At 41.0% G+C, this 14,428-nt stretch carries 13 protein-coding genes and 1 pseudogene; 3 read left to right on the forward strand and 11 right to left on the reverse strand.

Features of this window, described 5'->3' with window-relative positions; all coding sequences use genetic code 11:
* Window positions 1–196: 196 nt before the first annotated feature.
* The 9 genes and pseudogenes from RHS_RS01715 to RHS_RS01750 all read right to left on the reverse strand — a co-directional run bounded on the left by RHS_RS01715 (window position 197) and on the right by RHS_RS01750 (window position 9,650).
* Complete coding sequence (locus RHS_RS01715) at window positions 197–862, reverse strand: UDP-N-acetylglucosamine pyrophosphorylase (RefSeq protein ID WP_027294709.1); 666 nt, start codon at window positions 860–862, stop codon at window positions 197–199.
* A complete protein-coding gene (locus tag RHS_RS01720; RefSeq protein ID WP_044289457.1) occupies window positions 862–2,877 on the reverse strand; it encodes a DNA topoisomerase in 2,016 nt (671 codons plus the stop codon). The genes RHS_RS01715 and RHS_RS01720 overlap by 1 nt, the downstream gene beginning before the upstream one ends.
* A 20-nt stretch (window positions 2,878–2,897) precedes the next feature.
* On the reverse strand, window positions 2,898–3,623 hold the full coding sequence (locus tag RHS_RS01725; protein WP_047832174.1) for an ABC transporter permease: 726 nt from the start codon (window positions 3,621–3,623) through the stop codon (window positions 2,898–2,900).
* On the reverse strand, window positions 3,616–4,500 hold the full coding sequence (locus RHS_RS01730; protein ID WP_027294711.1) for an ABC transporter ATP-binding protein: 885 nt from the start codon (window positions 4,498–4,500) through the stop codon (window positions 3,616–3,618). The genes RHS_RS01725 and RHS_RS01730 overlap by 8 nt, the downstream gene beginning before the upstream one ends.
* Window positions 4,501–4,696: 196 nt before the next feature.
* Window positions 4,697–5,782, reverse strand: a complete 1,086-nt coding sequence (asd, locus tag RHS_RS01735; RefSeq protein ID WP_027294712.1) for an aspartate-semialdehyde dehydrogenase — start codon at window positions 5,780–5,782, stop codon at window positions 4,697–4,699.
* Window positions 5,783–5,967: 185 nt separating this feature from the next.
* A complete protein-coding gene (argH, locus tag RHS_RS01740) occupies window positions 5,968–7,347 on the reverse strand; it encodes an argininosuccinate lyase (RefSeq protein ID WP_027294713.1) in 1,380 nt (459 codons plus the stop codon).
* A gap of 111 nt (window positions 7,348–7,458) precedes the next feature.
* Window positions 7,459–8,094, reverse strand: coding sequence for an epoxyqueuosine reductase QueH (locus RHS_RS01745; RefSeq protein WP_047832184.1), 636 nt, complete (start codon window positions 8,092–8,094; stop codon window positions 7,459–7,461).
* Between the two features lie 15 nt (window positions 8,095–8,109).
* A pseudogene (locus RHS_RS29880) lies at window positions 8,110–8,634 on the reverse strand (GrpB family protein); the annotation flags it as partial.
* A 107-nt stretch (window positions 8,635–8,741) separates the two neighbouring features.
* Entirely contained in the window at window positions 8,742–9,650 is a 909-nt protein-coding gene (locus tag RHS_RS01750; protein WP_044297054.1) for a ComEC/Rec2 family competence protein, read from the reverse strand.
* Between the two features lie 334 nt (window positions 9,651–9,984).
* Here RHS_RS01750 and RHS_RS01755 point away from each other — a divergent pair, with 334 nt between their 5' ends.
* Genes RHS_RS01755 through RHS_RS01765 form a run of 3 tightly spaced genes read left to right on the forward strand, consistent with a single transcriptional unit; the run spans window position 9,985 to window position 12,240 of the window.
* Window positions 9,985–10,629, forward strand: coding sequence for a DUF3786 domain-containing protein (locus RHS_RS01755; RefSeq protein WP_047832175.1), 645 nt, complete (start codon window positions 9,985–9,987; stop codon window positions 10,627–10,629).
* A gap of 53 nt (window positions 10,630–10,682) precedes the next feature.
* Window positions 10,683–11,450 (forward strand): ABC transporter ATP-binding protein, encoded by a 768-nt coding sequence (locus tag RHS_RS01760; RefSeq protein WP_027294717.1) that lies wholly within the window; start codon window positions 10,683–10,685, stop codon window positions 11,448–11,450.
* Window positions 11,443–12,240 (forward strand): ABC transporter permease, encoded by a 798-nt coding sequence (locus tag RHS_RS01765; protein ID WP_027294718.1) that lies wholly within the window; start codon window positions 11,443–11,445, stop codon window positions 12,238–12,240. Before RHS_RS01760 ends, RHS_RS01765 begins: the two co-directional genes overlap by 8 nt.
* Before the next feature lie 43 nt (window positions 12,241–12,283).
* On the opposite strand, the gene RHS_RS01770 is transcribed toward RHS_RS01765, so the two are convergent.
* Together RHS_RS01770 and RHS_RS01775 are read right to left on the reverse strand one after the other, a co-directional pair.
* On the reverse strand, window positions 12,284–13,417 hold the full coding sequence (locus tag RHS_RS01770; RefSeq protein WP_047832176.1) for a glycoside hydrolase family 99-like domain-containing protein: 1,134 nt from the start codon (window positions 13,415–13,417) through the stop codon (window positions 12,284–12,286).
* Between the two features lie 182 nt (window positions 13,418–13,599).
* Window positions 13,600–14,427, reverse strand: a complete 828-nt coding sequence (locus tag RHS_RS01775) for a carbohydrate ABC transporter permease (protein WP_027294719.1) — start codon at window positions 14,425–14,427, stop codon at window positions 13,600–13,602.
* Between the last annotated feature and the right edge of the window lies 1 nt (window position 14,428).

Genomic DNA, 14,428 nt, shown 5'->3' on the forward strand with positions numbered 1-14,428 from the left:
TCCTTCTGCTTAGAATCGAATAGCCTGGACAATTAAGTCTAGGCTATCATTATTTTAGCAAAGAATCCGTTGGAATGTCTTAATATTCCCACACGATAATTCTTAAAATAAATTAAGAAAAACCCCGGTTTATCCGAGGTTCATCACATAACGGGCAATTTTTACTGACTCATTCTGAGTATCCCGCTAAAATACATTAAAACTTCTCTGCAACTTCCCCACGTTTCTTATAAATACTTCCTCCATGCACAACCCCGCGCACAGAAGACAGGGGATAAATATTAGTATTGCTTCCCACTACCGTACCAGGATTTAAAATAGAGCCGCATCCAACCTCTACATTATCACCCAGCATTGCTCCGAATTTTTTCAGGCCGGTGGAAATCTTTTGCTCTCCATCTTTTACAACAACCAGTGTTTTATCTGATTTTACATTTGAGGTAATGGAACCTGCGCCCATGTGAGATTTGTAACCCAGGATGGAATCACCCACGTAATTATAGTGAGGCACCTGAACTTTGTTGAATAATACAACATTTTTCAGTTCGGTAGAGTTCCCTACAACGGCACCTTCGCCAACGATAGCATTGCCTCTGATAAATGCGCAGTGGCGCACTTCAGCATCTTTACCGATGATTGCCGGTCCGTTAATGAACGCTGTAGGAGCAACTTTTGCTGATTTTGCAATCCAGACATTTTCTCCACGTTTCTCATACTCTTCTTCACTCAGGGAATTTCCCAGTTCCAGGATAAAGCTGCTGATCTTAGGAAGAACTTCCCATGGATATTCTGCTCCCTTAAATAATTCTTTTGCAATTGTTTCCTCCAGGTTATAAAGGTTTTTAATCTTACATGTTTCCATTATTTTTGACTTCCTTTCTTATAATATTGTGCTGCCGCATCAAAATACTGACGCAGTGCATATTGATAGTTGGTTTTTAATACCCCTTCTGTTCTGGATCGTATGAAGTTATCCAGTTTTGTCATATATTCATCCGGTGTGATCTCCCCATCCGCCACATAATTCAGACCCTTTTCCCAACTGGCGGTTAATTCCGGATTCAGCAGTGAACGGATTGACGCATTTACTACATCAAATATCATCTCACCCAGTAATGAGGGCGTCAGTATCTGCGTTTTTTTATTTAATGCTATATATTTATTCCCTATGAGTTTTTTCAGTATCTCTGCCCTGGTAGCACTGGTTCCGATTCCACTGCCCTTGATCTGGGAGCGGAGTTCTTCATCTTCGATCAGCTGCCCTGCATTTTCCATTGCCAGAATGATGGAACCGGAGTTGTATCGTTTTGGCGGTGAGGTTTCTCCTTCTTTAATCTGCAGCTTATCTACATTTAACTGGGCGCCTTTTTTCAGATCCTTTAATGCTTCCAGCATGGCTGTATCACATTTCGTGTCATCCTCCTGCCCTCCTGAGTTCTCCTCGGGCTTTTTCTTGCTGAATGAATTCTCAATTACTTTCAGATATCCCTCTGAAATCAGTACTTTAAAACTGGAAAAGAACTTTTCTCCCTGCATCTTTGTAGTCAGATTGATTTTCTGATAGACTGCAGGGGGATAAAAAATACTTAAAAATCTTCTGACGATTGTCTCGTAAACATTTACCGCATTACTATTCAAGGAGCGAAGTGCACTGATCCCCTGCCCCGTTGGAACGATTGCATAATGGTCTGTAATCTGCTTATCATTTACATATCTTGTCTTTGCGATATTTTTATAACTGCTACCGCCTAGAATCTCTTCGGCAAACTCTTTCACCATAGGTATGTTACGCAGTCCTCCGATATTTTTATGAATTTCTTTGGCAACTGCCGTTGACAATACTCTGGCATCCGTTCTCGGATAAGTTACCAGCTTTTTTTCATATAATTCCTGAACTACACGCAGCGTTTCATCCGGACTTATTTTAAATAGTTTCGAACATTCATTCTGTAGTTCCGCCAGGTTGAATAACAGCGGTGGATTTTTATTTTCCTTTTTCTTCTCAACGGCATCTGCCACTGCGGTTAATGGCTGTTCCACACTTAGTTCATCAATTAATACCTGGGCCTCTTTTTTTTCTTTAAATCCATTTTCTTTATATAATTTAGGGGACAGATAATATTTAGAGCCTTCTACTGCACGGAATTCGCCGTCAAATACTTTTCCATTATAATTTATGGTATTAAGAACACGGTAGAACGGCGTTTTCACAAATTCCCTGATTTCCCGTTCCCGTCTTACAATCATTCCAAGTACACAGGTCATTACCCTTCCCACCGATACAACCGTATATTTTGTATGTAAATAATTTGAAATGGCATTCCCATATTTTAAGGAAAGCAGCCTGGAAAAATTAATTCCCATCAAATAGTCTTCTTTTGCCCTCAGATAGGCTGCCTCTGACAAATTATCATATGCAGATAAATCTTTTGCTGTTTCAATACCCCGCAGTATTTCTTCTTCTGTCTGGGAATCGATCCAGACCCTTTTTCTGGCTTTCCCTTTTACATTTGCCATCTGCTCTACCAGACGATAGATATATTCTCCTTCCCGTCCGGAGTCAGTACAGACATAAATGGTATCGATATCTTCCCGGTTTAACAGACCGCTTACAATTTTAAATTGTTTTGTTACAGAAGGAATGACCTCGTACAGGAATTCATCCGGGAGAAATGGCAGAGTGTCCAGACTCCACCTTTTAAATTTTACATCATATACTTCCGGATAACTCATAGTCACCAAATGGCCAACACACCAGGTCACCACCGCCGTGTCAGCTTCCAGATATCCATCATGCCTGGATGTTTTTATCTTCAGTGCCCTGGCAAACTCCTGAGCTACACTGGGTTTTTCTGCAATATATAAAGCTTTTGACATCTATAAATCCTCATTCCCCATTACAGGGGCAAATCTCTCTTTTCAAATATTTTTATTCCTATAAAATACATTGCCCAGCCGCCAACAATTAAGGCCAGAAGCATCCATAGGATATTGACATTGATCCTCAGAATATATTCGGTATGGAATAGTGAAAAAAAGGTACCGTATTTCAGAACCTCCATACGATCATCCATATCTGATACGATATGAACCATATAAAAAAACGCTATGATAATACCGGAAAAAAGCCATGCTCTCCCGGCTGACCGACACGTACAGGACACTAAAAAACAAATTCCACTGACAAAGATATGAAGGCAGAATGCCCCCAGATTCAACAACAGAAAAGATGTAATATCACAATTTTCCACGAATTGATACAAACCGCCCGCTACCCCAAGAACCGAAGTAAAAATAAACATAACTGCCAGATATGACACCAATGTGACTGCCTGGGTACATAAAAGCCTCGATCTGCTGTTGGGCGTTGCCAGATAATATGCCATTGTTCCCCGATCCACTAAATGAGCTGTCAAACGTCCCGCCATAATAATGCTGTATACGGAAGGAACAATGAAAAAGGTAAATTCACTAAAATAGGATGCTAAAAATCCTGCTGATGTATGCCCTTCGGTATGAAGCCCTAGGGCTGCCAGCATTCCCGACAAAAGTATTGCAAGGAATGCAAGGAAAATTACATAATTTGATTTTATATTTTGTTTTAATAATGGAAAACTAAGCATGCAGCTGACCTCCGTAAAAATGTGGAAATATCTCTTCCAGGCTTTGGACTGTCATTTCCAGATTCGTCACTTTGTAGTCATTGAGTGTATGAATCAGAGACATCATCTCACCTTTTACATTGACAATAATCTGTTTTTCCTTAATCTGAATTACCTCAAATGGCTCTTTCATAAATCGAAACACTTCCTGCTGGTCGGCAAATTTAATAATATAATTCTTCCGCTGGTCTGCCCTCAGGCTTTCAATATCACTGATATTTACCAGGTTCCCATCTCGGATCATCCCTACACGGTCACAAACTCTGTCTACTTCGTCAAATACCTGGGAGGTCATAAAAATTGTCTTTCCTTTTTCCTTTTCCTCCAGCATCAGCTCAATAAACCGTTCCTGCATCAGCGGCTCCAGACCCACAGCCGGCTCGTCCAGAATCAGCATTTTCGGATCATGCATAAACGCACTGATAATCTGAACCTTTTTCCGGTCTTCCTTTGACATGAATCGTATCTTCTCCTCCATGTCCAGTTCAAACCGGTCTACAAGTTCAAATGCCCGCTCCAGGTTCTTCATTCCCCGCATGGCACCCATCAGCCGTATGAATTTGTTGCCTGTCATTTCCTTAGGAAGCCCCGCATTTCCCGGCAGATAGCCGATAAATCCCTGAATATTGTCGGACCATTTACAGGTATCTTTCCCATTTATCACACATTTCCCTTTCATAGGAGCCATAAATCCCATCAAAAGACGGATAGCTGTAGTTTTGCCGGCACCTGCCGGCCCCATCAGGGCAAAAACTTCTTCATCTTCTACTTCCAGTGATAAATCAAATACTCCTTTTGTTTTCCCGAATTCTTTTGTTACATTCTTTATCCTAATCATTTATATCCCACTCTTTAACCCTTTCGCTTTGTCCGCAGACAAAACTCTGTTATTAATTGTAAGATATAATGCGGCAAAAAACAAGTTAATTTTCTCGAAACAGGAGGATTACTTATTGCCAAAACCATCAGGACACAAAAAAACAGCATTTAGAAGTATACTCTTTTAAATGCTGTTTTCTACTGTTTCATACTGCTTATTTTGCCTGTATATATCCCTGAGCTTTTAATAGTTCAGCGCAAAGTACTGCACCGCCTGCTGCTCCACGCACTGTGTTGTGGGACAATCCTACGAATTTATAATCATATACGGTGTCTTCCCTCAGTCTTCCAACTGAGACACCCATTCCGTTCTCAAAATCTACATCTGCTGTTACCTGTGGGCGGTTATCCTCTTCCAGATACTGGATGAACTGCTTTGGTGCACTCGGAAGTTCCAGTTCCTGAGGCAAGCCCTTGAAATTCACTAATTTTTCAATTAACTGTTCTTTTGTCGGCTGTTTTTTGAATTTTACAAATACAGCTGCTGTATGTCCGTTTAATACCGGAACACGGATACACTGGCAGGTAATCACTGGTGAAGCTGCTTTTTTGATTACACCGTCTTCAATATTTCCCCAGAGTCTTAATGGTTCCTGCTCACTTTTTTCTTCTTCTCCGCCAATATACGGAATAATATTTTCTACCATCTCCGGCCAGTCTTTGAAAGTCTTTCCGGCACCTGAAATAGCCTGATAAGTAGTAGCTACCACTTCATATGGCTCAAACTCTTTCCATGCGGTAAGTACCGGTGCATAACTCTGGATAGAACAGTTTGGTTTAACTGCTACAAATCCTCTGGTTGTACCAAGACGTTCTTTCTGGAATTTAATTACTTCAAAATGCTCCGGATTAATTTCCGGCACTACCATCGGTACATCCGGTGTCCATCTGTGTGCACTGTTGTTGGATACAACCGGAGTTTCTGTCTTTGCATAAGCTTCTTCGATGGCTTTGATCTCATCTTTGCTCATATCTACAGCCGAAAATACAAAGTCTACGCCGGATGCCACTTTTTCAACTTCATTTACGTTCATTACAACGATATTCTTAACTGCTTCCGGCATCGGTGTGGTCATTTTCCATCTTCCGCCTACTGCTTCTTCATATGTTTTCCCAGCACTTCTCGGGCTTGCCGCAAGGGTTACTACTTCAAACCATGGGTGATTTTCCAATAATGAAATAAATCTCTGTCCTACCATACCGGTAGCGCCTAATACGCCTACTTTTAATTTCTGACTCATTTTAACATTCTCCTCACACAAATTATTCTTACAAAAAACGTGCTTCCGGCATTTTTCCGGCAGAAAGTTTTTCATAAATTCAAGGGCCAAATGGACATTACAGCAGGTTGTGTTTTTCTACCGCGTACATTTGTCTTTCCTTTGAACAATAGTATACCATTTTTCCCGAAAATGCAAGTACTTTTTTAATTTTTCAGCAAATATTCTTTTTCCAGGGCGATGACTTTCTTCATTGCTTCTTCAGAAGGAGCACCGATCGTTATTCTCTTTTCCACGCAGGTCTTCATGCTGATTGCTTCATAGATATCCTCTTCAAAAACAGGGCTGATCTCTTTGTATTCCGAAAGGCTCATATCATCCAGCGCTATATTTTTTTCAATACAGTAGAGTACCAGACGTCCCACGATCCCATGGGCATCACGGAAAGGTACGCCATGATTTACCAGATAGTCTGCTGCATCCGTAGCATTGGTAAAGCCATTTTTCGCACTATTTTCCATAACTGCTTTATTGAACCGCATGGTAGCTGCCATACCGGTAAATAATGCAATACAGCCCTTGACGGTATCGATTGCATCAAAGGTAAGCTCTTTATCCTCCTGCATATCTTTATTATATGCAAGGGGTATTCCTTTCATTGTGGTCAGAATCGACATTAGCGCACCGTAAACACGGCCAGTCTTTCCCCGTACAAGTTCTGCAATATCCGGATTTTTCTTCTGGGGCATAATACTGCTTCCGGTACTGTAAGCGTCATCCAGCTCCACAAACTGATATTCATTAGAATTCCAGATGATAATTTCCTCTGAAAAACGGCTCAGATGCATCATGATTGTAGACATGGCAGACAATAATTCAATTACATAATCTCTGTCAGCCACTGAATCCATACTATTTAAAGTAGGTCCGTCAAATTCCAGCAGTTCAGCCGTGTAATCACGATCCAGCGGATAAGTAGTACCAGCCAGTGCACCGGAACCCAGTGGGCAATAATTCATTCTCTTATATATATCAAATAACCTTAACCGGTCTCTTTTGAACATTTCAAAATAAGCACCTACATGATGAGCCAGGGTAATGGGCTGTGCTTTTTGTAAATGAGTAAATCCCGGCATATAAGTCCTGGTATTCTCTTCCATGATTTTAAGCAGCGTATTTAAGAGGTTCTTCAGTAATGCATCCATCTCTAAAATCTCGTCTCTGGTATAGAGTTTCATATCCAGGGCAACCTGGTCATTACGGCTTCGCCCCGTATGAAGTTTCTTACCTGCATCTCCAATACGGTCAATCAGGTTTGCTTCAACAAAACTGTGAATGTCTTCATACTGATCCGTAATTTCCAGGGTTCCGTTTTCCACATCTGCCAGGATACCATTTAAGCCCCCGATGATTTCTTCCTTTTCTTCCGGTGTAAGAATTCCCTGTTTTGCCAGCATTGTCACATGTGCTTTGCTTCCTTCGATATCCTGTTTGTAAAATTTCCGGTCAAAGGAAATTGATGCATTAAAGTTATACACTAACTGATCTGTTTCTTTGGTGAAGCGTCCGCCCCATAACTGTGCCATAATATTTTCCTCATTTCTTTTTCTTTTATCTGTATGTCCGCATAAATCTGCCGGATTTGCCTATAAGTCTACCATAAATTCTATATTTATACAATATTTTTGATTGTATATTCACTGATTATCTCTTTCTTTTTTAGAAAAAATACAGCCGCAATAATCCTGCCGGTAAAGTCCGTACTGGCCGGAAAGTGTGATGGATCTTTTATATCCGTTTTTCTTCTTAAAATCAGATACCAGATACGGAACCTGTATTTCAGCCGCCAGGCGTTCTCCGATTTCGTTTAGCTTCACTGCATTTTTTAAAGGACTGATGGACAATGTAGTGGTGAAATAATCATATCCCTGTTGTTTTGCAATCCGTGCTGTTTCACGAAGCCGCAACTCATAACAGGCATAACAGCGCTCCCCGCCCTCTCTGATTTTTTCAAGCCCGCGAATACCGCTGTAAAATTCATCCTGCTCATAGCGTCCCCCGCAGAATTCTACCGGATACTTCGCCGGAAGGCTCTGAATAAAATGCTGTTGTTCCAGCACTCTTTTCTCATACTCCTGCTGTGGATAAATGTTAGGATTATAGTAGAATACGGTAATTTTAAAATAATTTGAAAGATATTCCAGAACATAGCTGCTGCAAGGGGCACAACAGCTGTGAAGCAGCAAAGTTGGAACTTTATCGTCTCTCTTGATCTTCTCTATTTCCTGATCCAGTTCTTTCTGGTAATTTCGTTTCTTCTCTTCTCTTGCCAATGCCGTGATATTTTTTACAAATTCTGACTTCGCAAAGGTATATCCATCCCTGTCATGTTCATATTTTTTTTTCAGTCTATCCTTGAGATCTGCATATTTTGCCGCAGCGTCTGAATGAATCCGAAGATAATCCCGAAAATAGATTTCATCCCAATCTCCCTGGTAGCGTATATGTAAATGATACACTTCCTTTTCAAATCCCAAGGGCGTATAGCCTTTTTGGAACATCATATGGGGTGCAGGTTTATGGGGCTGGGGTGAATACATATATCCGGCCTCTTCCAGATTCGAAATGAGTAAATTCAAATCGCATTCTTTTCTTATTTCCAACAAGATATCAACGGTTGGTTTGGCACGCAAACCGTAGACCGAAGTACTTCCTATATGATGAATTCTGGCTGCGTTATTTTTCCCTGCAGCATTAATGATGATTTCCTGTTCTTTCTGGTACCAGTCCTTCCATTGGGGATTATAATCCTCCAGTACAATGGGGAATATTTCCCATAACTCTTCATTTGACATTTCCTGCAAATTTTTCATAAACTCTCCTTATCTCCGGACTATTTCTGATAATCTCCGGCTTCTCTTAATCACTTTCTGATGTTGGTAGTCCATAAAGTTTCTATTCCCAATAAAGACGCAGGTAACTATTTTAACTTTACCGTTCTCCTTGAAGAACCATAGGTTATAATCCTGCTTCCCTGCTTTTTCAAAACGGATATATTATGTTTCACAGCCGGGAATTTACGGAGCCAGGAGGGCGCATCTATAAATGTTACCCGGGGCCTCACTGCCTTGAAGAACCGTTCTCTCTTATTATTATTTCCATGATGGGGAGCCTGTAAATAGTTAGACCTAAGTTTCTTCCCGTACTTTTTCACCAGCATATTTGCGCGTCTGGAATTAATATCCCCGGTAAAAATCATACTTTTTCCATTGTAGGCAGCTTTAAATACAAGGGAAGAATCATTGCAGATATCCTTGCTGGTTTTCTCTAATCTGCCATCATAGGAACTGAAGAACTGAAGGCTGAGTCCGGAAATATCTATCGTATCCCCTCCTTTTATGTACTGAAGATTTCCGGCACCGGACATGATGCCGTTAAACTCTTCAAATATGCTGTATTCATCCCACTCCTGGGCATATTTCTGATAAACTGCCGGATTAATCTTAGGGGCTAAAACCTTCCGGATACGAATCCCCTGAGGATTGGATACGATTGCATTAAAAGCTCCCACATGATCCGGATGGGGATGGGTGATAATCCAAAGATCCACATTGTTACCAAGCCTTTGAATGGCACTGCGTACCCGGGATTCGTTTTGTTTCCATCCACCGTCTATGACGATTAATTTTCCTTTACGATTGCTTATGGTATAGAACATAGACTGACTTCCATCACTGTCACTGCCGTACTGCTGAACAGTCCACGCATTTTTACTGGCGGCTCTTCTGTCCGCTCTGCGCCCTCCCCTGCCGGCTGCTGCTCCGGTTATGGAAAAGGAGCATAGGATTACCAGGAATAGTGTAATAAAGATTTGTTTTTTATATTTCATAAATCAACTCTGCTTTCCAGAGTCTGTTTAAAATCCTGAATATTACTTGTTCCAAAATTCCCGTTCTGGTTTAGTGATATTTTAAACAGGCTCTAATATGGTTTTGGTAGTATGAGGTACACCAGTTATCATTTTCTGGTTTATTGATTTGGCAATTATATCATTAAATGGGAGAAAGGGCAAGAAATGTGGGGAGGTTTTGGGGAGAACTTATCGTAACTTTATCCTGATTTGGATGTAAAAGTCTATACACGTATCTCTTCTTATGCTAAACTAAAATACAAGAATACTACCTTTTTACCTACATTAAATATTTAATTAAGGAGAACTATTTATGGAAATAAAACAAAAAAATACTGACAACTATGAACTGGTCTTTGAACACGACCGTCAGATTTTCCTGCACATGGATTTTAAGAAACTTGCACTTAGAACCGGGCTTGCATTTTCCGGGGATGGACAATACCTGCTGCTGCCGGTTCTGGATAAATGCTATATGGTCAGTATCTCGGACGGAAGCATCTTTGACCAGGCTTGTCCGGATCTGGAAATTCCGGTGCATACCCGTTTGCTGCTGATCCACTATCTGATTTATGCCAAAGATACTGCTGCAGTTACCGGAGAGGAAATTCCCTTTCATTCCATCCGCGGTGTCAGCCACTTTGAGGCTGCTTTTATTCGCGAGACAATTCCGCCCCTGAAGAAAGCATTTGAAGGGCACACAGACTGGTTTATACAGGCCGGGAAAGCACTTCACGGTACTATCTGCACTTATGGGGATGCGTCGGTACGCCTGCAGCTGTTTCCCCTGATTGCCATTACCTATATTCTCTGGGAGGGTGATGATGAGTTCCCCATGAATATCAATGTGCTTTTTGATAAAGGCATTACAGACTGTACCCATCCAGAAGATGTTCCTGTCCTGGGTTCTTATGGTGCAAAACAATTGATTGAAGCTTCTCTTACTCTGAATTCTTGAACATTTCGGCGTCATTTTCATACACTATGATATAACAATATAGGAGGTACGAAATGCAGACCTTATTAGAACTAAAAGACGTGAACTTTTCCTATCATAGTGTAAGCGGAGAAACTTATGCTTTATCTGATATCTCCTTTCAGGTGAATGACGGCGAATTCATCGCTATTGTCGGTCCCAGCGGTTGCGGCAAATCTACTCTGCTTTCCTTAATCAGCGGACTCTTAAAGCCTGAATCCGGTTCCATTCTCCTAAATGGGAAAGATGTAAAAGAAGCTCATACGAATATAGGCTATATGCTCCAAAAAGACCATTTGTTTGAATGGCGTACAATTTACCGCAATGTTCTCCTGGGTCTGGAGATTCAGAAAAAAATTACAGATGAAAGTAAAGCAATGGTTGACCAGATGCTGAAAGATTATGGATTATACAAATTTAAGGATAAAAAGCCTTCCGAACTATCCGGCGGAATGCGTCAGCGTGCAGCACTGATTCGTACACTGGCACTGCAGCCGGAACTTCTGCTTTTAGATGAACCTTTTTCTGCTCTTGATTATCAGACACGCCTATCCGTATGTGATGATATTTCTTCTATTCTAAAGAAAGCCCACAAAACCGCTATTCTGGTTACCCACGACCTGTCGGAAGCAATCAGCGTTGCAGACCGCATTATCGTTCTTACCAAACGGCCGGCAAAAATCAAAAGCATTATACCGGTTCATATGAGTATCGAAGACCGTACTCCAATGAAATCCCGAAACGCTCCTGAATTCAAAGATTATTTCAATCAAATCTGGAAGGAGCTGAATGTAAATGAATAACGCTTCTGTCAATCAAAAAGAATATTTAAAACAGCGGCTTCACCATAAACGCATGGTAACAATCATGCGGATTCTTATTTTAGTACTGTTTATTGCGCTTTGGGAAATCACTGCAAGACTTGGCATCATCGACAGCTTTATTTTCAGCAGCCCCTCACGGGTATTAAATACCTTTATTTCCATGGTTCAGGATAAATCCATCTTCCTCCATGTTGGCGTTACGCTAGCAGAAACACTGATCAGCTTCGCTTTAGTAGTTCTGCTGGGAATCGCAACTGCCGTACTGTTATGGCTCAGCAAAAAACTTTCTGAAATATTAGAACCCTACCTGGTCGTTTTAAACAGCCTTCCAAAATCAGCGCTGGCTCCACTTTTAATCGTATGGCTGGGTGCAAATATGAAAACAATTATTGTAGCCGGAATTTCGGTAGCGATCTTCGGTACAATATTAAATCTATATACCGGATTTAAAGAAGTATCTCCGGATAAAATAAAATTGATTTACACTCTGCAGGGCACGAAAAAAGACGTCCTGCTGCGTGTCGTTCTTCCAAGCACCATTCCTACCATTATCAGTGTCATGAAGGTAAATATCGGTCTTGCCCTGGTTGGTGTGGTAATCGGTGAATTTATCGGTTCCAAGCAGGGACTTGGCTACCTGATTATATATGGCAGTCAGGTTTTTAAGTTGGATTGGGTTATTATGAGCATTGTTATACTTTGCATTATCGCCATGGGACTTTATAAGATTATTAACTTTGTAGAGAAGTCTTATTTGAAAAACTTATAGAAAATATATAACCCCCCTCGGATATGAGGAGGGATACATACATTTATTTATCACCAAAAACCTTCTTAATGGCATCCAGATAAGCCATTCCATTTACCGTATCCGGTTCCAGGTAGCTTCCTTCCGTCCACTCATTCCATGCATTTATCGTACAAATATTGAAGCTTTTTTCTGATTTATCCAGGAATTCTTTCGCATCATACAGCGCTTTTTCAAATTCCATAGGGGTATTATCCATATACACCGGATAATATGGATAGCCGATACTGTCAAACCGGTCTGTCTGCACGGTTCTCGGTGTGGAATCCCAGCCTACGGTCACATTTGGAATATAGGGAAGGGGATACTGATTTTGCAGTCTGGCATGCTCATCTTTGCATATTTCCCTCATTTTTCTATAGGAAGTGTCCGGAAAATGTTCGAATTCGATATGGTGAACCCATACATAGCTGGTGACACTGTCTATTCCCAAATATTCGATGATTTCATTGGGATTGGTCAGAGTATTTTCCGTAGGAAGGGTTTCGATTCCCCATACTACAGCGTTTAAGTGCAGTTCGCCAAGCCCTCTCTCCCTCACTCTTGACCGAAGTTCTTCTAATACCCTCTTTGTGTTCTCAAGTCCTCCCAGACCTTTTACGAGGCTCATCATTTCATAGATCGAAAAATATAACCTGCCTTCTACTTTCCAATAGGATGGATGTACAAAATAGGTATCGATTATGTGGTCTGTTGCCTGGATAAATACTTCTTCAGAGACTTCGCCTTTCATTCTCACCGGATAAGGCTGAAATCTGGTGGCAGGATGTATTTCCAGCCAGTCATGATTTGCCCACATAATTGCAAATTTTAAATCTTTGTTATTCTCTGCCTGCAGATATCCTTCTTCCAGGCATCTGTCCAGGAATGGCCCTTCTTTATGCCAGTACCAGTCAAATATGAATGCACTTAGTCCATGGCTTGCCGCCGCTTCAATCTTTTTCTCCATCACTCTGGGATCTGCCTCGTTTTCGTATCCCCAGAGAGGTATCTTGGGCTGCACATGTCCTTCAAATCTGGGCTTTGCATTTTTTACCAGCTCCCATTCATTCCATCCTTCCCCGTGCCATTCCTGCACTCTGTCATCATAGTGATAATTTGGGAAATAATATGCTGCTACTTCGTATTGTTTATTCATATGTAATTCCTTTCTGTATTAAATATTAATTGTTTCAACTAATGTAATGAATTGTGAATGCCTGGATTTACCAGACAACACCCAATTCTCGGAAACGGCTGACCGCAGCGCCTTACGCATTGCCCCGGGAGATTCCTACTGTATGTCCACCCATTCCATCAGATGTTCTTTCTCTGACTCTCTTAGCCCTTGACTGCTCCTGCTGCTCCTCCCTGATAAAACTGTTTCTGTAGCAGGATGAAAAGAAGGATCGGCGGCACTACTGCAACAACCAGCATTGCGTAGATTGCACCGAAATTCGTCTGATGTTCATTTACAAAAGAGTAAACAGCCAGGGTAATTGGTTTTTTCTTCTCGGATGATATGACCATAAGAGGCATTAAGAAATCGTTCCATACATATACCAAAGTGGTAAGCGCATAAGTGACCATAACCGGTTTCATAAGTGGAAACAGAACTTTGAAAAACCGCTGTAAATATCCGCATCCGTCAATAATTGCCGCTTCATCCAGTTCTCTGGGAATCCCCTTAATGAATCCTGTGAATAAAAGAATTCCCATGGGGATCTGGGTGGCTGCATAAATCAGCACTAACGCCGTCTTGGTATCTTTTAAGCCAAATTTCAGGATAATACTGTAAATGGAAGGCAGATTGGCTACTACCGGAATCATCATGGCGCTTAAGAATAATAAGTAAAGAAAGGAAAAATATTTTTCTTTTCTCCTTGCCATCGCATAGGATGCCAAAGCGCATAGAAGAATATCAATGGCTATGGTAAAGATCGATATAATACCGGAATTGGCAAAACTTCTCACCGCCGTATCATTTTGAAATACCGCTTTGTAATTCTCCAGGTAGAATCCGGAGGGGAGGGAAACCATTTTGTTCACCTCTCCCGGGTTCTTGAAGGAGGATAAAAACATGTATAAGATCGGCAGAATAATCAATAATGCAATCATATAGATGAAAATATATTTTAAAACCGTTAATATTGTTTTTTTTCGAACCATC

Source organism: Robinsoniella sp. RHS, from assembly GCF_001029355.1.
GTDB classification, from domain to species: Bacteria; Bacillota; Clostridia; order Lachnospirales; family Lachnospiraceae; genus Robinsoniella; species Robinsoniella peoriensis.